Raw genomic sequence first — 19,265 nt, 5'->3', positions numbered from 1 at the left:
ACTTCATCCAAGTTGGATACGCGGAGACTTCACTTCGACTTGCGCCGCCGCCTCGATTCGCACGCGGGTGGTGGCTTTGAGCGTGATCAGGCCGCCGCCCTCCTCGATGGACAGCGTCTGGCCATTTTTGGTGGTAATCTCGATTCGTTCTTCGCCGGATTTTTCGGAAAGTACGATTCGATGTCCCGTGCGTGATTTGAATACGCGCTCGTCCTTGTCGCCCGGCGGTGCGTGCTTTTCCGAGTACACGGCACCGAGAACGATGGGATTCGCGGGATCGCCGTGCTGAAACGCGACGACCACGTGGTCCTCGACCTCGGGCACCCAGAGTTGGCCGTGACCGTCGCCTCCAAACGGTGTCATGACCGGGCACCAGTCGCTCACGGTGTCGAGGGCGGGAAACTTCAATTTGACATAGCCGCGCTTCTTGGGATCGTCACGGTCGACGACGATGCCGATGAGGAGCCCGACGTGCCGGTTGCCTGCACTCATGTGTACCCCCGCCGCACGGAAAACGTGGTTTGGTAGCCGTTGCCGTCGATCCGGTGCGTCGTTTCCGTGACGTAATAAACGCCGCTGAAGCGCTCGCCGAGACCGCCCAGGTAAATGTTCTGCCCAGCGCGAAGGGTGGGGAGGCCGACGGTGGAAGCCTGCCCCGTGACGAAGGTCCTCGCCGCCTCCTGGAGGATCCTTTCCGCTTCTTTTCTCGCTTGCTCGTCCGTTTGGATCCCTTTGCGGGTAACCTTCAGCTCTTTGCCCTCGCCGAAGGCCACGTTCAATACCTCGGCTGCGTTCTTGTCCCCCTGCGCCTCGGCCAGGCTCGCGCGGTCGGCGGATGCCTTGATGAGGCGCGCCTCGCCCACGTGCCACGATTCGACGGTGACCTTGGTGAGCTGCCCCGAGAGCGTCAACGATGGTGAAAACGAAGCGAGCGACGTTCCCCACTCCAGCGCCATGGTCGGCTCCTCGCCCTCGCGCATTTTTCGAAAGAGAAGAACCTCGCGGGCGTTTTTCCCGGAGCCTTCGAATTCCATGAGAATCTCGTAATTGTTGGCCGCAGCCCGATCGGCGAGAAACTTGAGATCGTCCACGTTGTGCTGGGGCATCTCTGGATGCACCGGCGACGTTTCATCGGCGCGGCAGGCCATGTGATTGTTGTCGTCCGCAATCTTCTTGGCGATATCGGAATCCCTGGAGTTCGGCCATTGATTGCTCTTCGTTTTCCGCTGCCATCGATGCCGGCGGTCGAAGCCCGAGATGCGAACGGTGGGGCCGCCCGCCGCTGGAAACTGCGGTTCGATGCCCGTGATTTCGCCCACCATCATCAACGTCCGTGCTGGGGCGTCGGCGTAGCCCATTTCGATGGCCACACGCGCGCCGAGCTTGAGGGTCTTCTGGTCGTCGGAGTACTTGAAGCGAGGCGGCTTGCCATCGCCGCCGTCGTTCCAATTGTTGAGAACGAGCTCGAAGCTGGTCAGCCCCATCAAGGAATCTTTGACCTGCACGCTCAGGCAGTCCGACCCGTGCTCGTGGAGCTGTTGTCCATCGACGTAGACGTAAAAAACGGGCGCGTAGAACGTTGGCGCGTATTTGTCGCTGTTGACGGCGAGAAGCGAATCTTTCGTCACGTTCCGCCCTCCGTCACTCTTCGGACGAAGTCCACCTTGGGGATCTCCAGCACACGCCCGGGCGTGAGCTTCGCCGGATCGCGAATGCCATTCCGCGTGGCAATCTCGCGCCACAACGTTTCATCGCCGTACATGCGATGGGCAATCGCCGGGAGGGTATCACCCTGACGCACGACGTCCGTTTTCGTGCGATCGGGCGATTGGCGATTCATCGGGCCGAGCTGCTCGACCAACGTGCGATAACGCTTTACGCCGAGGGTCACCTGGATGCGCGTGGGCGTGCCGTCGGGATCGAAGAGAACGAATTGCCGCCGCACCGATTCGATGACCCCGCGCATGACCTCCTCGCCCCACTCGAAGAGGCACACGGGAGGCGCATGGCGCTCGCCGTCGATGCGTGCGAGCCGCAAAATTTCGTTCGCCTTGGTCCTCGCGTCCCGACCTTTCGAGCCCGGCGGGTGGTCCGTCGTGTCGATGAGCAGCTCGAACGAGAGCTTTTCCGTATTGCCACGTACGAACTGAATGATGGGCGCTTCGAGCCCCGGAATGGCAATTTCCGCGAAAGTATTCGACTGCTCGATGACGTACTCTTTGGGATTGAACGGCACTTCGAATTCGCCCGGGCCGGCGCCAGGCAAACCGAGGGCGCCCTTGACCGTGTTGGCAACCGCGCTGCCGACACGGCCTGCCGCCGCGGCGAGGCCGCCCGCGGCTCCACGGCGCGATTTCGATTCCGCCGCCTTGTCGCCATCGGGCGTGATTCGAAGTTTCTTGAGCTTGTCGTCCACGGCCTCAGTACTCCTCGTGATCGCGGCTTTCCAGATCGAACCGTCGCTCGCGCTCCAGCCGCAGCGCGGCCCGCGTGCGCTGTCGCTGCTCTTCGGCCTCGGCCGTGGCGTTTTCCGAGGTGTTCGGGCGGGCGGCGGGCGGCGTCACTTCGATGCGGGCGATGAGCTCTCCAATGATGAGCGGCATGATCTCCTCCTCAGAACAATGCGGTGACGGCGCCGACGGCTTCATCGGCAAGGTTGAAAAGCCCCTCGTGGGCAATGGTGAGGGCCTCGGTCGCGACGCCGTTTTGCGAGGACGACAGCGTGGGTCCCGACCACTTCGTCGGAAGCCCGCGGACGAACCACCAGGTTTGCGCAGGCTTGCCGTTGGCGGCCAAAAGAACGATGTAACCGTTCTTGCGTTGGTACGTTCCCGACGCCACGTCCTTGATCCAGGTCGAGAGCTCACTCGTGTAGAGAAGCCCTCGCTTGAGGACGATGTCCGTATGATTGGTACGCGTCGGAAGCTTGTGGACATAGCCATTCACGCCGCCCTCCGCGTAGGGCAGCATTTCGACCGAGACCTCGAGCCCCGAGCAGTCGGTGAAGCCACCGGCCACCGCAGAAGCGGCGCCGCCGGCCACCGCTTTCAGGCCGCTGCCAATCGACTTGAATGCCTGACCGGGGGTGTCGACCAGCACGACGCGATACCGAAATGCGGGAAGGGGATTGGGCATTACGCCACCTCTGGCCGTCGCGGCCCGGTGAGATCGAGCACCTCGGAGCCGTCGCGTGAAAAGCCCACGCGGATGGTGAGAAACTCGAGGGGTACGCTGGGTGCGATGTCGACTTCCGCGATGACCCGGCCCAAGGCGACCGAGTCGGGCGGGTTCGTGGTCTCGTCGCAGCGCACCGCATACGAGGTGTTGGGCGTGGCACCGGCAAAGGCACCTTGAAGAAACAACTCGTGAAGCGACGCTTCCAAGGTGATGCGAACGTGAATCCAGAGGAACGGATCGTTCGGCTCGAACACCAGCGTTTCGCCGGTGACGCGGAGCATGCGCCGCACGAAGGCGACCACGCGGGCCGCGGGCACGTATTTCTGCGGCCCGATGCCGGCGAAGAGGGAGCGGGCGCCGTAGACGAGCACGCCGCGCCCTGCAAACGATGCCACCGCCGAGACCTGGCCGTCGTTGAGATCGGCGCGCTCTTGCTCGGACAGCGCGCGTTCGCTCGCCGCAACACCCTCGAGTCGTTCGTTGGCGAAGCGGGCCGAGGGACCGCGCTCGCGCGTGGTGCGGGCCATGATTCCGGCGATGTGTCCGCACGCCGGCAGGAAGACCGTTTCACCGGCGTCCGAGCGCGCGCGAATCGCGTGGACCCAGGGATAGAACATGGCTCCGAGGCTGCCCCCGGGCTGCTCGTTGCCAGAGGTCCCGAGCTCGTGCGCCCGTGCAATCGCCCCGCGCGTGGAAAGCGAGGGCAACGGATCGATGAGCGCAATGCGCTCGCGGCCCTCCTGAGTGGCTCCGAGTGCGGAGAGAAGCTCCTCCTGCAGCCGCGGAACGCTGGCCGCAAAGTCGGGCATGCGGTTGTCGATTTCTCCTTCGACACCAGGGCGCGGTTTCGAGCCCGACGGCGGGGCAGGGGGCGGTGACGGCTCGGCGCACGGTGGTGGCGGCGCCGCCGGTGGCTTCTCGATGGGGATGTCCGTGGGCAGCTCCCCGCACGGGTCGAGTTGGGCACTGAAAGGCAGCATCAACTCGGGAATGCTGACGATGCTCGGTGCGGGGTGGGACGCGAGAACGGCCATGGCGGCTTCGAACGCGGCCCGATCGATGGCCCCCGTCCCGTCGTCACCGCCACGAAGAACGATGCGTACCATCGCCCCGTCGGCCCCCTCGGGCAGACGACCTTCGCGGGCCGCCCACGGTCGTTCGAGCACGGTGCTCGCGCCACTCGGCCATGCCCGAGGCGCTTCGGAGCGAAGCAGCGCGGATTCGCCCGGCGCCTGCAGCCGAAGTGCGAGCGCCAGCGCATCGTCGAGCGGGAGCCATGCGGGCGGCACCTCCGGTTGCAAAGAAGGCCCCAGCGGTTCTTTGGCTGCGAAAAATCGCCAGATCGCGCGTGGCCCCTCGGGAAGCAGCGAGAGATTGCGAAAGCGCTCCGTCACACCCCCGCGCGCATCGCGAAGGGTGACGTGCACCGTCGGGTCGATGGACTCGATGGTTCGCAGCTCCTTCGTCGCGGCGGAAGGAGAGAGCTCGAGCCCTCCCGCCTCGGCCGGGACGAGTCGCCCGAAGGCGAGCGAGCCGTCCTTGCCGAAGACGCGCACCAAGTCACCGGCCGAGAACCCCGGCGCCTCGAACGGGAACTTGGCAATCGCCGCGCGCTTTCGGACGACAATCGGGATTTGCAATTCGAGGCCCTCGGACCAGGAGCCGGCCGACGATGCGCCGAGCCCGATGGTCGCCCCCGTGGCGAAGTCCCGCACGTACGCCGACGACGCCCGCATCTTCGGTGATGCGAGACGGAACAGGATGCATGTTCCGCCGCCGTTCTGGAAAAAGCCGTGCACGGCCAGCGGCGTGAGCGCAAAGCCTCGGTGGGCGCGGAGTTGCGGTTCACGCGTGCGCTGGTCCTCCGTTGCACCGGCGATTGGAACCAGATCGCCGAACGTCGCCCTGAACTCGCCGAGATCTTCGATGCGCGAGGCCACGAGCAGCGGGCCACGCTCGAAAATCCCGGCGAAACCGACGATGTCCGCCCGAAGGGCGTCGGCGTCCTGGGGCCGTTCGGCGCGAACGAATGCGATTCCGGGGGCGAGGCTCATGTCTACTCGAGGTCGACGCCCTCGTGCGCGAGCTCGAGGGACTCCAGGGCCGTTTCGTTCTTGCCAGCAGCGAGCGAAGGCCCGGACAGCTTGCAGGGCCACGCATTCTTGATCTTCCAGGTGACCACCGTCTCGCGTTTCTCGTTCAAGAGATGCACGGTGACCAACGTGCGAACATTGGCATCTTCGACCTGGCCATTCTCGACTTGCTTGCGCCACTTCCAGAAGCCGTCGGTGCCGACGATGCCGCGCTTCATGACCACGTTGGGGTGCTTGCGAATGCCCGAAAGCTTTCGCATCGCCACCTCTTCGTCGCCCGTGCGGTACTCGATGATGCCCTGCTCGGAGTCGAGGCCGGTGATCTCGGAGAATGCGCCGGTGACCCCGTTCCCGAACTCGACCTTGAAATTGAATACGCCGTAAGGGTTATTTCTAGCGATTGCCATGAATCATCTCCTCAATTCGCCGTGCGGGCATCGGCCGTCAGTTGGGCAATTCGGAATATGACGAATTCGGCCGGCCGCGTGGGAACGATGCCGATTTCGCAAACGAGTTGGCCATTGGCGATCTCCTGCGGCGTCATCGTTGTCCGGTCGCACTTCACGTAGAATGCATCGGCCGCGGTGGCCCCGAGCAGTGCGCCTTTTCGCCACTCCGACTCGAGAAATGCCTCGATGGTCCGCCGCACCCGACCCCATAGGTCGATGTTGTTCGGTTCGAAGACGACCCACTGCGTCCCCTCGTCGATCGAGCGCTCCAAATAGAGGAACAAGCGGCGCACGTTGATGTACTTCCATTGCGGATCGCTGGAGATGGTCCGGGCGCCCCAGATTCGGATCCCGCGGTTGTGCGGCCGAAAATCGCGAATGACGTTGATTCCCTCGGGGTTGAGGACCTCCTGCTCACCGGTGAGCACACGGGTGAGCACGTCGCGCGCTCCGAGCGCCACTTCGTTCGCCGGCGCTTTGAACACGCCTCGCTCGCCGTCGACGCGCGCGTAGACGCCGATGGTCAAGCCGCTCGGCGGTGCCTTGATGAGACTACCGGTCTGCGGATGCGCAATCTGGACCCACGGATAGTAAATGGCACCGTAGGTCGAATCGAAATTGCTGCGATGCAGGCGAATCCGCGCGATATCCGCATCGTGCGGGCCGTCGAGGACGGCGAAGCGGTACTTCATTCTCTGGGCATGCCCGAGCAGCGCTCCCTGGATGCTTTCGTTGGTAATCCCAGGAACCGCGACGATCGAGATGTCCTCCTCGTCCTCGAGCGCTGCAATGCCGGTACGGTCACCGGGACCGGCGCCGGGGTTGCCGACGTACTCGGGGATCCCGGGCACATCGTCGGCGTCGCCGCGTGCGGCGAGCCTGTAATCGCCCGTCGCGGTGTCTACTTCCTGCCTTCCCTCCGTATCTCGCGTGGGCGCGGGCCCCAGTGTCGTTCGCGCGCCGGTGGGGGTCGTCGGATGGGACGCGAGTGGTTCCGTCGTCATGAACGGCTTGACCTTGAGGTCACCATTGCTCTCGGTGTCGAGCTTGACGAGCTGCGAACCCCGCTGCAGGGCGTGCCACACCGAGTGCGCCGCGTTGAACTCCGCCTTTTGCGCATCGGTCAACCAAGGGATGGAGGCGGTCGCCCGGATGGACCACCAGGAGCCGGTGAAGCTTTCCGAGAGCGCGCGCCACGTGACGGAGACATTCACCTCGGCCACTGCGATCTTGTGATTGGCGGTACCCTGCTCGTTGAAGTCCTTGAGCGATTCCTTCTTCGCGATGACCGTGAGCACATTGCCGACGATCTTCGTCACCGTGCCGTAAACGAACGCGAGCTCCCCGACGGGCGGCGTTCCCACGGGCTTTTTGTTCCACGAAAGCTCCACGGTGGCGCCGAGGTAAAAGCTGACGCTCGAACCAACGGTGACATTTCGGGTATCGAGATCGCCCTCGGCATTCGCCGGCGTAACCGCGGCGAGGATATCTGCCAACGGGCCGTTGGTCGGGCGCACCTCGACGCCGACGTCCTCGCCCCACAGCCCCGGCTCGCGTGCCCGCAACTCGGTACCTTCGTTCTCCTTCCCGATGGCCGCAGAGATGCGGACGAACGCCGTATCCGCCCGATGCTCGTCGGCGAGCGCGGGGCAGGTAACCTTTCCGCTCGCCAAGTCCGGATCACCGAGGAGCGAAGTTTCATGATCCTTGTCGCGAAACAGCTTTGCGACCGTCTTGTCGAACCCGCGAAGGGTCGTCAGATACAGGGTCGTTGCGTCCTTGGGGGCGCTGGCACGCAGGCGCGCCACGACGCCGCTCCTCAGATAAATCCTTCGCAGGTCGTCTTCTTCGAACTTTTTCGTGGATTTGAAGGCCCGCGAAATGAACGCCCGCTTGCCGCCGTTTTCGAAGAATTGCTGAATGGCAATCGGCAGATAGCCATGAACCCCCATGGTCGATTCGGACTCGTTGAGGGGCAGATAGCCGCCGAATACGCGCTGAAATTCGTTGAGACTCGCGACCAGAATGGGAAAACCCTTTACCGGGCCCCGTTCCGTCATTCCCACGAAACCCGCGGTGCTCGTGGATACGCCTTCGATGGTCCGTTGTCCTGGTCGCTCTTCGACGTAGACTCCGGGAGCAAGATATTCAGCCATGTCTCCTCCGTTACGGCACCTTGGTAAGTGGTGCGATATTCGTGCGATTCAGTTTGAAATTCGATACTTCGGTGAGAACCTCGCCCCCGGCGTACATGACGGCAACGGACGGGGGACCGAGTGGGGGATTGGGCGGCGGGGGCAGCTTCTCGGGAATGAAAACGGTGAATTCTCCGCGCGCATTCAACGGAACCCTGTGGCTCGGCACACGAGGATCAGGGTCGCGCAGCTCGACTTCGAAGCCAATATGGGGCTCTCCCGAAGCTTTTTCCACCCGTCCAATGAGGACCGTATCCTCGGGCCCGAACGGATAATCGACGTTGCGGTACATCGTGATGTTCACCGGCGATTCCGACGGGGCGGCCACGGTTCCGTGGAATGGCAGATAGCCGCGCGCGGACACATGAACGTCGTAAACCCCGCCCGGAACGTGGAAGGCCACGACATAGCCGGTGGCATTCGCTGCCGTGCGGAAGAAAAGCCTTTTGTCGGACGGCGGCGGAATCGACCCCTGCGCGCGCCGCCGCATGGCCCGATCCCGCCGCGGCACGAGCACGAGAAGATCCGCGACGCGACCGCCGAGAAGGCGCCCCGTCGAATAATCCGATATGGCAAAGCCGAGGTGCGATTCGGGGATGGGCAAGCTTACGAGTCCCGGGCGCATGCGATCTTTCAACCCACTTTCCGAGGGGACGCGCCCTCCCGGGGATCCTGAACCGAGTCTCTGAAGTCCCGCTGCCGCACGAGCGACTCGGCAAACGTGCGCTTCGACGCAATGGGCACGATCGAAGCGCGGTAATACAGGGCAAGCTTGAAGCGCTTGAAGCCAAAACTCGTCCAGATGCGCGTCTGGTCCTCGATGCTCGGATTGTTCAAGGTCACCTGCACGGATTCCTCGCGTTTCCAGCTGGGACCGAGCAGCGCGGGACTCAGCTCCGAGTGGTCGTAAAACACGCGGACGATGTCTCCCAGCACCTCGTGCTCGTCGGCGGTGTGCCCTGCGGCGAGCCAAACGCAAATCATGTAGTCGAGATCCAATACGATGGGTGGCGGTTGGAGATCGGCCGCGCCTCCCGGGCCGGGTACCAAGCTCATTTCGCGATTCTTCAAGAAGCTGTTTTCGCGAATGTTGAATAGAAAAATGGTAATGCGAGGCACGCGCGGAGGGTCAGGAATGGCATCGATGGATTCGATGGCGACGTGATCCTCGGTAAACTCGCGAACGCTCAGCTCGTCGATCAGGATTCGACGCAGCGCCTGACTCGTATTTTCGATTGCAAGCTCGTTTGCCATCGCAGCATGTACCTTTCCAAGGGCTGCCTAGTCGGAGAACAACTGCTTCGACTCCAACGCTTTGACGGCGTTGCCAACGGTTTGCGCCATCTGTGCGAGCTGCGTCGCGATTGGGGTGATCACGGCCGCGTGCGCGGGCAAGAGGGGAGGGATCTGGGTCAACGCAACGAGCGCCCCCGACAACAGCGATATCTCCAATTGCAATGTACTGAGTGCCGTCTGGACCGCCGGCGCCAGCGCCGTGGCCTGCGCTCCGGCCCCTACGTTCACACGCAAATCTCCGCCATCCGCCATGGCCCGTCTCCTCGACCTCCGGCCGGGAGGAATTCCCGGCGTGTCGCGGAGACCCAATTCAACTTTCGAGCCGTTTCCGATCAGCTGAAATCACGCTGCGCGCGAGCAACATCCCGTTGCAAGATGCGACGTGCAACGTAGCAGCCGCAACGCGCGTCGAATGTTCCCGAGAAACCACCGATTGCGCATTTTTTAGGTCGATCGGCGAACGCCACCGAGCCCGCGGCATCGAGCGCTTGCAAGGGGTAGGCGCGCGAATCGACACGGGGGCCCTTGCCGCCTACACTCCCCGGAGATGATGGGAGCCTACCGCCGACTGAGAACGTGCCTTCTCGCGCTTCTCGTGCTGGCGGTGGGCTCGGCGGGGGTCGCATGCGGGGCCATCATCGGGCTCGACGAGCTCCCGCCCATGTCCCGGGGCGCCGACGGTGGGGCCGATGCTCGCGACGAGCTTCCGCGGGAGGCCTCGACGGACGCCGCACCGAGCCGGGCAGGCACCTTGGATCCCTCGTTCGGCGACCATGGGATCGCGGTCATCCCAGTGCCCTTCGAGAAGCCAGCGTCCGCGTCCGTGGTGCTCGATGGGGAGGAGATCGTGCTCATCGTGCCCGACTCCGCCGCCGGGAACGTCGTGGCCATCCGCTGCTCGGACGAGGGGAGCTGCGATTCCGCGCATCCCACGACGCTCTTGGCGTCACCCTCCGGCATGCGTCGCCTGACTGCCGTGACCGATCCGCGCAATTCGGGGGTGCTCGTTTACGGCGTGCAAACCAAGCCGGGGAACGACGAGGAAAACATCGTGCATCTGTGGCGGGTCACGCGCGACGGCCGCAGCGTCGAACTCGCGACCGAGACGCTGCCGGCGCCGTTCACGCAGCTCGATACGGCCTTTGCGGCCGGGGCAAGGCGAAGTGTGGCCATCGACAACGCCGGACCGGAGGACGCGAGCACCGTGAATCTGCGCGCCCGACTTCCCGACGGCGCGGCCGATCCGAGCTTTGGCCGCCATGGCCTCGTGGCCTTCGCGCCGGCATCCGGGCACTTCACGCCCTTCGATGGGCTCATGGAGGAGGATGGCCGCATCGTCGTGACGGGTACGGTCATCGACAACGCGGCCAGTTGGGTGCTCCGTTTCAGCGACGACGGCGGCATCGATCGCTCTTTCGGGCAGGAGGCCGGCGTGGCTCGTTCGACCCTCCTCCCGGAGGTGCAGTCGCTCGCGTTGCACCAGGGTGGCTACGTGCTCGGCGGCCGCGATCGACGGGGGTGGGGGGCACTCCTGCGACTCGAACATGACGGCCGCGAAGATGTCTCGTATTGGGACGGCGGGGTCTATTCGCTCGTGCAAAAAGACGACGCGGGGGTGCCTCCGCCCACGAACCTCGACGCACTCGGAATCGAGCCAGACGGGTCGGTCGTGATCCTGGGATCGACGTTTGCAGTGCTCGAGGCGCCCGAGATCATCCTCACCCGCGTTTCTCGGAACGGGGTCGATCCGACCTTTGGTAAGGTGGGAGAGATCGTGGTTGACGAAGGATATGTCGCGGCGCACTCCAGCATGGCTTTGCAGGCTGGCCACAAAGTCATCATCACGTGGCTCTCCGCCGACGGCTTCATCAAAGTGGCCCGTTACCTGCTCGAATGAAGACATCCCGGGCGCGCACGTTTCGGGGAGGGATCGCGTTGGGGCTTCTTTCCTGCGCGTTCGTCGCCGCATGCAGCACCCTGCTCGGCGTGGACGATCTTCCTCCGCGTTCGCCAACCGCGGACGGCGGGCCCGATGCTCGGAGAGACGGTGATTCGGGCAACCTTGGCGCGGCGGGCACGCTCGATCCGACGTTCGGCCGGCAGGGGATAGGCACCCTCTCGATGCCGTTCCCGTCGCGCTTCGTCGCGGTGATCGCAGATGGAGACGATCTGCTCCTGCTCGTGGCCACCGAGCAACCCAGCCTGCACGTCTTCCGCTGCACCGGCGACGGCGTGTGCGACGCGGCGCACCCGGCGACGCTGTTCTCCGAACAAGGTTCCGGCACCCAGCTCGTGGCCACGGCCGAATTGGCCCCCGCGGGAGATGGCCTGCTGGTCTATTTCAAAGCGATCACGCCCGAGGTACCCGGCACGTCGACGAACGTGGCCAAGGTCGCGCGCGACGGCGGCGTCCGAGTCCTGGTCCAGCAGACGAGCACGAGCATCGCTCTTCCTCAGGGAGCGATCACGGCGAGTCCCTCGCGCATCGTCACGGTGGATCCCACGATCGATTCCAATGGATCGACCTTGGCCCTTCACGCCTTTCTCGAGGATGGCGGAGCCGACCCAGGTTTCGGCCGCCAAGGGACCGTTTCCGTGGGAACGGCCTCGAGTGCGGAGGTCGCCGGAGCCGTGATGCGCGCGGATGGACAAATCGTGGTGGCCGGCTCGCAGGACAGCGCGCGCGCGCCCCTCTGGCTCCGATTCCACGCTGACGGCGGCCTCGATACGGCATTTGGGGAGGACGGCGGCGTCGGCGGGATCTTCGTCACCCGGACCGAAGCGCTATGGGCCGATGACGCGGGCTATTTGCTGGGCGCAACCCGCAACGATGCCCGCGGGCTGCTCGTGCGATTGGCCGCAAATGGGCGCCTCGATCCATCGCACTGGGACGGGGGCATCTTCCAGTTTCCCTCCTTCGCGACCCAGGAGCTCGCCGTCGCCCACGTCAACGTCATCGCATCCCAGCCCGACGGCCGCATCCTCGCCCTGGCCACGGCCCACCGCACCCTGGGCAACGACGTCGCCGTCCTCGCCCGCGTCGGACCCGATGGCCTCGATGCGACATTCGGCCACAACGGAATGACCCCCATCGCCGAAGCCCCCATGGGCCCGCAGAGCCTCACCGTGCAACGCGATGGAAAACCCGTCGTCGTTTGGGTCGAGCGCGATGGGTCCGTGCGCCTTGCGCGCTATTTGGTGAAGTGAGCGGATTCGGTGCGCGCCGATGCTGAATCGGCTTATCGTCCCCCATTGGAAAGATGCCTACGTTGAGACCTCGGCTTTCGGTTTCCGAGCGTGCACTGGAGCGGGTGGGCACGATCGTACAGGGAAAATACCGAATCGATTGGCTCGTCGGAATCGGGGGAATGGCCGCCGTTTACGCGGCCACGGACGACCAAGGACGCCGGATCGCGATCAAATTCTTGCTCGAACGATTTTCGGACGATGCCGATGTGCTTCAGCTTTTCGACCGCGAGGCCCATGCCGCCAACCAGGTCGAGCATCCGCGCGCAGTCCCCGTGCTCGATCATGACGTCGACGACAATGGAAATGCCTTTCTCGTCATGCCGCTGCTCCATGGGGAGACCCTTCGCCGCCGGTGGGAGCGCGCCAGCGACAAGCGTCTCCCCGTGATCGAAGTCGCCGTCTTCATGTGCGACGTGCTCGAGGTGCTGAGCAGTGCGCACGAAAAGGGCATCGTCCACCGCGACATCAAGCCCGAGAACCTTTTCGTGACGGCTTCCGCGGACGTTCACGTGCTCGACTTCGGAATTGCACGCCGCATCGACGGTGCTGGCACGGCGACCGTGACGGGTCGCATGGTCGGAACACCGGCATTCATGCCGCCCGAGCAGGCCTCCGGAGCCCGGGATGCCATCGGGCCATTCAGCGATTGCTGGGCCGTCGGTGCAACGATGTTTACGCTGCTGTCGGGCGAATTCGTGCACGCCGCCGACGGTGCGTCCGCGCAACTCGCGGCGGCCATTTCGCGCACGGCGCGTTCGCTGGGCGACGTCATGCCGACGTTGCCGCCCGCCGTGGTGCAGTTCGTCGACAAAGCGCTGGCATTCGACCCGAAGGACCGCTGGGCCTCGGCGCGCGAAATGCGCGTGGCGCTGCTGGAGGCCCTCGAAAGCGCATTGGGAGCTCCCGTGGAAGCTCTGGCACCGCAAGTTCGTGCCAAGGTCGAAGCGGAACTCGCGGCCCATGGTTCGGAGGCGGCCGAAACACAAGCACCGGCGCGTCTGCCCGACGGGCGCGCGGTTTCGATGGAGCGGAGCAACCGGAAGCGATCTCGCTCCTTCACGAAGGCGCTGCTCGCAGGAGCGGCGGCTCTCGGGATCGCCGTCGCTGCGTTTGGACTCCGCCGCGCAACGAACCAGGGAGGCGCGGTGGGCGCTCCGGTCACCGTCACCGCGTCCGAGCGCGAGGCGGGTGAGCCGGTGAACAATCCGGCCTTGGCGCACGTCCGGGCGGGCGTTCAGAACTGGCGAGACGGCTCCATATTTGCTGCCGAGCAAGACTTCGACCGTGCGTTGGAGCTCGACCCGAGCCTCGCCGAAGCGCACTTTTACGCCATGCTGCTCCTCAACGACGAGGAGGTCGTGCGCGAGCATTATCAGAACGCGGTGGCGCATCGCAATGAACTGAAAGCACGCGATCGAGCGATCTTGGACGCGTTTGGCGTCGCGATGACCGTGCCTTGGAATCTCAACGCGGCGGCCGAGCGCCTGCTCACCATTCGCGACGAATATGCGAAGGACTGGGTCGTGATCACCGCCATTACGGGATTGAAGGTCCAGAGCGGAAAGGGGAGCGAGGCGCTTCCTCTCCTCGACGAGCTTCTGGGAGAGGACCCTTCCGTCGGACTCGCATGGTCCGACAAGGCCGAAGCCCATTCCTTCTTGGGTGACGCCGTGCAAACGCGGTCCTCTGTCGAGGAGTGCGTTCGGCGCGCAGCCCATGCCGACGCTTGCCTCGACAAACTGATGTGGCTCGACATGGACGAAGGCCGATGCGCCGAGGCCGAGCAAAGCGCGCGCCTGCTCATGGCGACGCCACTCGCGCCCAAATGGTGGGGCATACGGCTGGCGGACGCCATTTATGGCCGCGGCGGCACGCTCGAAAGCGTCCGTAACGTACTCGATCAGCAATGGCGCTCCGCAGCACCCGCGGAACGTGAGGCGACCCGGTTGAGGGGCGAGGCCCGATTCGATGTGCTGACAGGCAACTTCGCCGAGCTGGAGCGGGTGCTCGATGCGTGGAACAAGTTGCTCGCGGGCAAGAAGTACGAAATCGACCATGTGCCGGTCGAGAGCCTGCGATTCAACCTGGCCATGGAGCTCGGCGATCGCCGTCGTGCCGCGCAGCTCGCCGCGCAGTACCTCTCGCAACGCGATTCGTTGCTCGCCTCGATGTACGATTGGGAAATCGTGCCGCTTCGCACGCAATACCTGGCCGGCGGGTTGTCGCGGCAAGCGTTCGAAACGCGCCGGCAAGCGTGGCTGGACCGCGTGAGCAACGGCCCGCCGCGCATCGAGGAGCTCAACTCGCGCTGGACCGAGGCGTACGCGCATGCAGCGGTCACGCAGGCCGACGCCCTGGCCGCACTTCGCGCTCTGCCGCAAAATCCGCCCGTTTGGGATGTCATTCGGCAGGAGCCCGAGGACGAACTCGCTGCGGGGAAGGTGTACTTTCTCGCGGGTGATACGGACACGGCCGTTCGATATTTTCGACATGGGGCGCGCCGGTGCCAGGCCCTGCGGCGGCCTTTCGAGCACACATGGCTTCATCTGCACCTCGGCATGGCGCTCGAACGTACCGGCGACACGGCAGGTGCGTGCGCCGCCTACGACGTGGTGCTGAAACGGTGGGGCAAGGAACCGCGCAGTGTCTCCGCGAAAACCGCGCGTGCGCGGCGTGCGAGTTTGCACTGCCCGAACGAGCCGTGAGAGCTCTCCCTCGCGAGCGCGAAGCGAGCTGGTGACCATCGCTGCGGCTGGGCCGACCCGCGCCACGACGGCGTGCGCCAACCGCCGCTACCGACGCCGCGCGGCGTCAGGCTTTCTCCCGTCGGCTTTGTGCTAACTGTTCGCCGAGGGCGCGCGAGATCCGATGGTGATCCCTGGTATTCGATCGATCGAGGCACGTCGACTCAACGGCGACGCGCCCCCCATCAACGAACGCGACGACGTCGTCGTCGAGGAGCCGCTCGAGATCCGCATCGCCGGCGAGACGATTGCGGTGACGATGCGAACGCCAGGCCATGATCGCGAGCTCGTGCTGGGCTTTTTGCTCGCCGAAGGCGTCATCACGTCGGCGATGGACGTCATCTCGGCAACCTATTGCGGGCGCATCGGCGACGAAGCGCGCGAGAACACGATCGACGTGAAGCTCGTGCCGGGTGTGAAGCCGCCAGTCGATCCCGAGACGGGACTCCTCACCCGCCGTGGAACCCTCACGACGAGTGCGTGCGGGGTTTGCGGGCGCCGCTCCATCGATGATCTCGTGGAGAGCATCCGTCCACTCGCGCAGACGGACCTCGGGATGGAGCGAAGCACGCTCGCCAGCGCTGTGCGCGCCCTCCGCGACCATCAACGGATCTTCGGTCGGACCGGGGGCTGCCACGCGGCGTCGCTCGTGGACTTCGACGGACGCGTGATCGCGACGTTCGAGGACGTCGGCCGGCACAACGCCGTCGACAAGGTACTCGGCTCGCGGGTGCTCGCGGGCGAGGTGCCCTGTTCGAACCGCGTTCTGGTGGTCAGCGGTCGCTCGAGTTTCGAGATCGTGCAGAAGGCGTTCTCCGCCGGCATCGCGATCGTGGCCTCGGTCTCGGCACCGTCATCTCTGGCCATCGACCTCGCGAAGCGCGCGAACATCACGCTCGTCGGCTTCGTCCGCGACGAGGCGATGACCATCTACACCAGCCCGGAGCGGATTGGCCGTTAAGCAAGCCTTCGAGGCTCGTTCGCGGCCAGGGCGGGAGGCGCCACCGAGGCGCGCAGCGTGACGCGTACACACTTGTGGGCCGGCTGATTGGACTCATTGACCGCGCGCACCGAGACCAGGACGTTGGCTTCCGGGTAATAGCTCGCGGCACTCTTCCTCGCGATCGGATACGCGATGGCGCGGAAGCCGTGCGCCGTGCGCGTCTCGCCGTCGAAGTGGCTGGTGATGTCGACCCACTGCCCATCGGCGAGACCGAGCTCGTTCAAATCGTCGGGATTCACGAAGATGACACGGCGCCCGCCCCACACGCCTCGATAGCGATCGTCGAGGCCGTACACGACCGTGTTGAACTGGTCGTGGCTTCGCACCGTCGTCATGAGCAGCTCCCCGGACGCGAGATCGTGTTTGGGGATCCCGCAGGAGGAAAACTTCGCCTTGCCCGTCGACGTGCGGAACGTTCGCTCGCGTGCGGCGTTGGGCAAGTAGAAGAAGCCCTCGCGCAACCGCTCGTTGAAGCGTTCGAACCCTGGAACCACGCGCGAGATGCGCTCACGAACGCGGTCATGATCGAGGAGCGACTCCCAATCGACCGGCCCCGCTTTCTTGCCGAAGGTAGCTTGCGCCACACGAACGATGATCTCCGTGTCGCTCAAGAGATCCGGAGCGGCCGGCTCCTCGGTACCGCGCGTCGGGTTCACGATGCCCATGGAATCCTCGGCGCTCGAGAGCTGCACCTTGCCGCCGAACACCTCACGCTCGGCGCGGCCGAGGCAGGGTAGGAGAATCGACTCCTGGCCGCCGAACAAGTGCCCGCGGTGGAGCTTGGTCGAGACGTGGACGACGAACGGGCACCGACGGAAGGCTTCGGCGGTGAAGTGCGTGTCCGGAGCGGCGGAAAAGAGGTTGCCGCTGATCGCGAAGAAGACCTTCGCGCTGCCGTCATGAAGCGCGTGCAGCGCCTCGACGGTATCGCACCCAGGCTTGCGCGGCGAACGGATCCCCATCTCGGCATCGAGCGCGGCGAGGAACGTCTCCTTCGGGCGCTCCCAAATGCCCATGGTCCTGTCGCCCTGCACATTGCTGTGGCCGCGGACGCAACACGGCCCCGCGCCCTGCCGCCCGATGTGGCCACCGAGCAAGCACAGGTTCACCACCTGCTTCACGTTCTCGACGCCGTTCGGATGCTGCGTGAGCCCCAAGCACCAGAGCACGATCATGCGCTTGCCGCGGCCGACGATGTCGGCGAGTTGCTCGATGGTCGCGCGCTCCACGCCGCTGCTCTCGACGATCTCTTCCCACGTCGATCGCTCGAGCCCTGCAACGAAGTCGTCCCAACCGCTCGTGTGCTCCGCGATGAAGGCGCGATCGATCACCGAGCCGGGGGCTTTGCCATCGCGCTCGACGAGGAGCTTCATCACGCCTTGGAGCAGCGCTGCGTCGCCGTTCACGCGGACCGGCACGAAAAGGTCGGTGAGCGCGGTCCCCGTTCCGAGCAGCGCGAGCGGGAGCTTGAGCGGGTTCGAGTAGTCCTGCGGGTTCGGGTTGATGACACGCATCAGCCCCGTCTCGGGCATCGGGTTGATCGACACGATCGTCGCGCCCCGGTGCTTCGCCTCCTCGAGCGTCGTCAGCATCCGCGGGTGGTTCGTCCCCGGATTGTTGCCGATGATGAGAATCGTGTCGCAGTGGTCGAAGTCCTCGAGCGTGACCGTACCCTTGCCGATCCCAATCGTGTCCCAGAGCGCGGTGCCGCTCGCCTCGTGGCACATGTTCGAGCAGTCCGGCAGGTTGTTCGTACCGAGTTGTCGCGCAAGCAGCTGAAAGAGGAACGCCGCCTCGTTGACCGTCTTTCCCGAGGTGTAAAAGATGGCCTCGTCGGGGTTCGACAGAGCTCGCAGCTTGGCGCCAATGCGCGCGAACGCGTCGGGCCACGAAATGGGCTCGAAGTGCGTCGCGCCCTCGCGCTTGATCATCGGGTTCGTGATCCGGCCCTGCGCGTTGAGCCAGTAGTCCGACTGCTCGATCAGATCCGCAATCGAGTGCTTGGCGAAGAACGCCGGCTCGACCTTGCGGCGCGTGAGCTCGTCGGCGATCGCCTTGGCGCCGTTCTCGCAAAATTCGAAGACCTTGCGTTTGTTGTCGGGGCTCGGCCACGCGCAGCTCTGACAGTCGAAGCCATCGATCTTGTTGACCTTCAAAAACGATCGCGTGCTGCGGGCGACGCCCATTTCCCGCAGACCGCACTTCATCGTCTGGACGATTGCGGGGATGCCGGCGGCTTCCTTGCAACGGCCATCGACCGAGACCTTGGCCAATTGCGTCTCGGCGGGCGTTTCGCCCAGGAGGCTCTCCCGTCCCGAATCGCTTCGCGTTGCCAGCTCGCTCGAAGTCGTCGTCGATGCGCGCGCATCGCGGCGTGCGCCATGGCCCTCGATGGACATCCTCGCAGCATACACCTCGCGGGTGCCAGGGAACTTTCCTATCGCGCTCCAGCAGGCGTGCGCGGCAGGGCAATCCCAACGTGACTCTGCGCGTCGACGATATCGACCTAGTGAGATCGAGCTCGGAGCACTCGCTCCAACTCATTCATGTTTTGCATGTTCTACGAGACGCGTGGATGTCTCTACGCGAGTTCGAGTTCGTCGAACGGACTGTAGAGCCCGTGATGAACAGCTTGGCCGTTGCCGGCCATCGGGCCATTGGAATGGCTTAAACGGAAAACGCCCGTTGTGTACCGAAGTACCGCAACGGGCGTCATCAACGTTGACTTGAATCTCACCTTCAAGTCCATGCGGGCGACCCCAATGGGAATCGAACCCATGTTACCGGCGTGAGAGGCCGATGTCCTAACCGCTAGACGATGGGGCCAATGCTCCCTTGCGAGAGGGAGCCTTGACTACTTCAACCGCGAAAGTTCATCAAGTAAGAATCGGAAGAAAAGTCAGAAGAGAATCGAAGAAGAAAAGGTCCTTTACGAGTCTGGTGGACCTTGCTGGGGGACAAGGATTCGAACCTTGATAGCCAGAGCCAGAATCTGGCGTCCTGCCGTTAGACGATCCCCCAAGAATTTGCCTTCCTGCTCAAGCGAAGGGATGCGCAGG

General features: G+C 64.5%; 16 protein-coding genes and 2 tRNA genes. 4 read left to right on the top strand and 14 right to left on the bottom strand.

Annotated features, from left to right (window positions below; genetic code table 11):
• Nucleotides 1-3 precede the first annotated feature (3 nt).
• From LZC95_21160 to LZC95_21110, 11 genes are read right to left on the bottom strand one after another with little or no spacing between them, the layout of a single operon-like run.
• Nucleotides 4-492: a phage baseplate assembly protein V gene (locus LZC95_21160; GenBank protein WXA99317.1), complete on the bottom strand. Its 489-nt coding sequence runs from the start codon at nt 490-492 to the stop codon at nt 4-6.
• Nucleotides 489-1,628: a hypothetical protein gene (locus tag LZC95_21155; GenBank protein WXA99316.1), complete on the bottom strand. Its 1,140-nt coding sequence runs from the start codon at nt 1,626-1,628 to the stop codon at nt 489-491. Before LZC95_21155 ends, LZC95_21160 begins: the two co-directional genes overlap by 4 nt.
• Nucleotides 1,625-2,416 (bottom strand): LysM peptidoglycan-binding domain-containing protein, encoded by a 792-nt coding sequence (locus LZC95_21150; GenBank protein ID WXA99315.1) that lies wholly within the window; start codon nt 2,414-2,416, stop codon nt 1,625-1,627. Before LZC95_21150 ends, LZC95_21155 begins: the two co-directional genes overlap by 4 nt.
• A gap of 4 nt (nt 2,417-2,420) precedes the next feature.
• Nucleotides 2,421-2,603, bottom strand: coding sequence for a hypothetical protein (locus LZC95_21145; protein WXA99314.1), 183 nt, complete (start codon nt 2,601-2,603; stop codon nt 2,421-2,423).
• 10 nt (nt 2,604-2,613) lie between these two features.
• Complete coding sequence (locus tag LZC95_21140) at nt 2,614-3,135, bottom strand: phage tail protein (GenBank protein ID WXA99313.1); 522 nt, start codon at nt 3,133-3,135, stop codon at nt 2,614-2,616.
• Nucleotides 3,135-5,231: a phage tail sheath subtilisin-like domain-containing protein gene (locus tag LZC95_21135; GenBank protein ID WXA99312.1), complete on the bottom strand. Its 2,097-nt coding sequence runs from the start codon at nt 5,229-5,231 to the stop codon at nt 3,135-3,137. The genes LZC95_21140 and LZC95_21135 overlap by 1 nt, the downstream gene beginning before the upstream one ends.
• Before the next feature lie 2 nt (nt 5,232-5,233).
• Nucleotides 5,234-5,677, bottom strand: a complete 444-nt coding sequence (locus LZC95_21130; GenBank protein ID WXA99311.1) for a phage tail protein — start codon at nt 5,675-5,677, stop codon at nt 5,234-5,236.
• Nucleotides 5,678-5,688: 11 nt separating this feature from the next.
• Nucleotides 5,689-7,875, bottom strand: a complete 2,187-nt coding sequence (locus tag LZC95_21125) for a phage tail sheath subtilisin-like domain-containing protein (protein ID WXA99310.1) — start codon at nt 7,873-7,875, stop codon at nt 5,689-5,691.
• A gap of 10 nt (nt 7,876-7,885) precedes the next feature.
• The gene (locus tag LZC95_21120; GenBank protein ID WXA99309.1) at nt 7,886-8,539 is read right to left on the bottom strand and encodes a carboxypeptidase-like regulatory domain-containing protein; all 654 of its coding nucleotides are present in this window, start codon (nt 8,537-8,539) and stop codon (nt 7,886-7,888) included.
• 8 nt (nt 8,540-8,547) lie between these two features.
• Nucleotides 8,548-9,168, bottom strand: a complete 621-nt coding sequence (locus LZC95_21115; protein WXA99308.1) for a DUF4255 domain-containing protein — start codon at nt 9,166-9,168, stop codon at nt 8,548-8,550.
• Between the two features lie 27 nt (nt 9,169-9,195).
• Complete coding sequence (locus tag LZC95_21110; GenBank protein WXA99307.1) at nt 9,196-9,462, bottom strand: hypothetical protein; 267 nt, start codon at nt 9,460-9,462, stop codon at nt 9,196-9,198.
• Between the two features lie 295 nt (nt 9,463-9,757).
• Between LZC95_21110 and LZC95_21105 the strand changes: the two genes are divergently transcribed.
• The 4 genes from LZC95_21105 to fdhD all read left to right on the top strand — a co-directional run bounded on the left by LZC95_21105 (nt 9,758) and on the right by fdhD (nt 16,164).
• Nucleotides 9,758-11,107: a hypothetical protein gene (locus LZC95_21105; GenBank protein ID WXA99306.1), complete on the top strand. Its 1,350-nt coding sequence runs from the start codon at nt 9,758-9,760 to the stop codon at nt 11,105-11,107.
• Nucleotides 11,104-12,417, top strand: a complete 1,314-nt coding sequence (locus LZC95_21100; GenBank protein ID WXA99305.1) for a hypothetical protein — start codon at nt 11,104-11,106, stop codon at nt 12,415-12,417. Before LZC95_21105 ends, LZC95_21100 begins: the two co-directional genes overlap by 4 nt.
• 62 nt (nt 12,418-12,479) lie before the next feature.
• Nucleotides 12,480-15,164 carry a protein kinase gene (locus LZC95_21095; protein WXA99304.1) on the top strand — a complete coding sequence of 895 codons (2,685 nt, stop codon included), beginning with the start codon at nt 12,480-12,482 and terminating at the stop codon, nt 15,162-15,164.
• Between the two features lie 163 nt (nt 15,165-15,327).
• Nucleotides 15,328-16,164 carry a formate dehydrogenase accessory sulfurtransferase FdhD gene (gene fdhD / locus LZC95_21090; GenBank protein WXA99303.1) on the top strand — a complete coding sequence of 279 codons (837 nt, stop codon included), beginning with the start codon at nt 15,328-15,330 and terminating at the stop codon, nt 16,162-16,164.
• On the opposite strand, the gene LZC95_21085 is transcribed toward fdhD, so the two are convergent.
• The 3 genes from LZC95_21085 to LZC95_21075 all read right to left on the bottom strand — a co-directional run bounded on the left by LZC95_21085 (nt 16,161) and on the right by LZC95_21075 (nt 19,227).
• Nucleotides 16,161-18,605: an FdhF/YdeP family oxidoreductase gene (locus LZC95_21085; protein WXA99302.1), complete on the bottom strand. Its 2,445-nt coding sequence runs from the start codon at nt 18,603-18,605 to the stop codon at nt 16,161-16,163. The genes fdhD and LZC95_21085 overlap by 4 nt on opposite strands.
• A gap of 355 nt (nt 18,606-18,960) precedes the next feature.
• A tRNA-Glu gene (locus LZC95_21080) sits at nt 18,961-19,032 on the bottom strand.
• Nucleotides 19,033-19,156: 124 nt separating this feature from the next.
• Nucleotides 19,157-19,227 (bottom strand) — tRNA-Gln (locus tag LZC95_21075).
• Nucleotides 19,228-19,265 lie beyond the last annotated feature (38 nt).

This window comes from Sorangiineae bacterium MSr12523 (genome assembly GCA_037157775.1).
GTDB classification, from domain to species: domain Bacteria; phylum Myxococcota_A; class Polyangia; order Polyangiales; family Polyangiaceae; genus Pendulispora; species Pendulispora brunnea.
The sequence above is the reverse complement of the archived record's forward strand: the minus strand, read 5'-3'. Positions and strand labels throughout refer to the sequence as shown.

What these genes read in the sequence shown, in the direction of transcription:
- LZC95_21160 (WXA99317.1), bottom strand. Translation starts at nt 492, where the DNA reads ATGAGTGCAGGCAACCGGCACGTCGGGCTCCTCATCGGCATCGTCGTC.
- LZC95_21145 (WXA99314.1), bottom strand. Translation starts at nt 2,603, where the DNA reads ATGCCGCTCATCATTGGAGAGCTCATCGCCCGCATCGAAGTGACGCCG.
- LZC95_21140 (WXA99313.1), bottom strand. Translation starts at nt 3,135, where the DNA reads ATGCCCAATCCCCTTCCCGCATTTCGGTATCGCGTCGTGCTGGTCGAC.
- LZC95_21135 (WXA99312.1), bottom strand. Translation starts at nt 5,231, where the DNA reads ATGAGCCTCGCCCCCGGAATCGCATTCGTTCGCGCCGAACGGCCCCAG.
- LZC95_21130 (WXA99311.1), bottom strand. Translation starts at nt 5,677, where the DNA reads ATGGCAATCGCTAGAAATAACCCTTACGGCGTATTCAATTTCAAGGTC.
- LZC95_21125 (WXA99310.1), bottom strand. Translation starts at nt 7,875, where the DNA reads ATGGCTGAATATCTTGCTCCCGGAGTCTACGTCGAAGAGCGACCAGGA.
- LZC95_21120 (WXA99309.1), bottom strand. Translation starts at nt 8,539, where the DNA reads ATGCGCCCGGGACTCGTAAGCTTGCCCATCCCCGAATCGCACCTCGGC.
- LZC95_21115 (WXA99308.1), bottom strand. Translation starts at nt 9,168, where the DNA reads ATGGCAAACGAGCTTGCAATCGAAAATACGAGTCAGGCGCTGCGTCGA.
- LZC95_21110 (WXA99307.1), bottom strand. Translation starts at nt 9,462, where the DNA reads ATGGCGGATGGCGGAGATTTGCGTGTGAACGTAGGGGCCGGAGCGCAG.
- LZC95_21105 (WXA99306.1), top strand. Translation starts at nt 9,758, where the DNA reads ATGATGGGAGCCTACCGCCGACTGAGAACGTGCCTTCTCGCGCTTCTC.
- LZC95_21100 (WXA99305.1), top strand. Translation starts at nt 11,104, where the DNA reads ATGAAGACATCCCGGGCGCGCACGTTTCGGGGAGGGATCGCGTTGGGG.
- fdhD (WXA99303.1), top strand. Translation starts at nt 15,328, where the DNA reads ATGGTGATCCCTGGTATTCGATCGATCGAGGCACGTCGACTCAACGGC.
- LZC95_21085 (WXA99302.1), bottom strand. Translation starts at nt 18,605, where the DNA reads ATGTCCATCGAGGGCCATGGCGCACGCCGCGATGCGCGCGCATCGACG.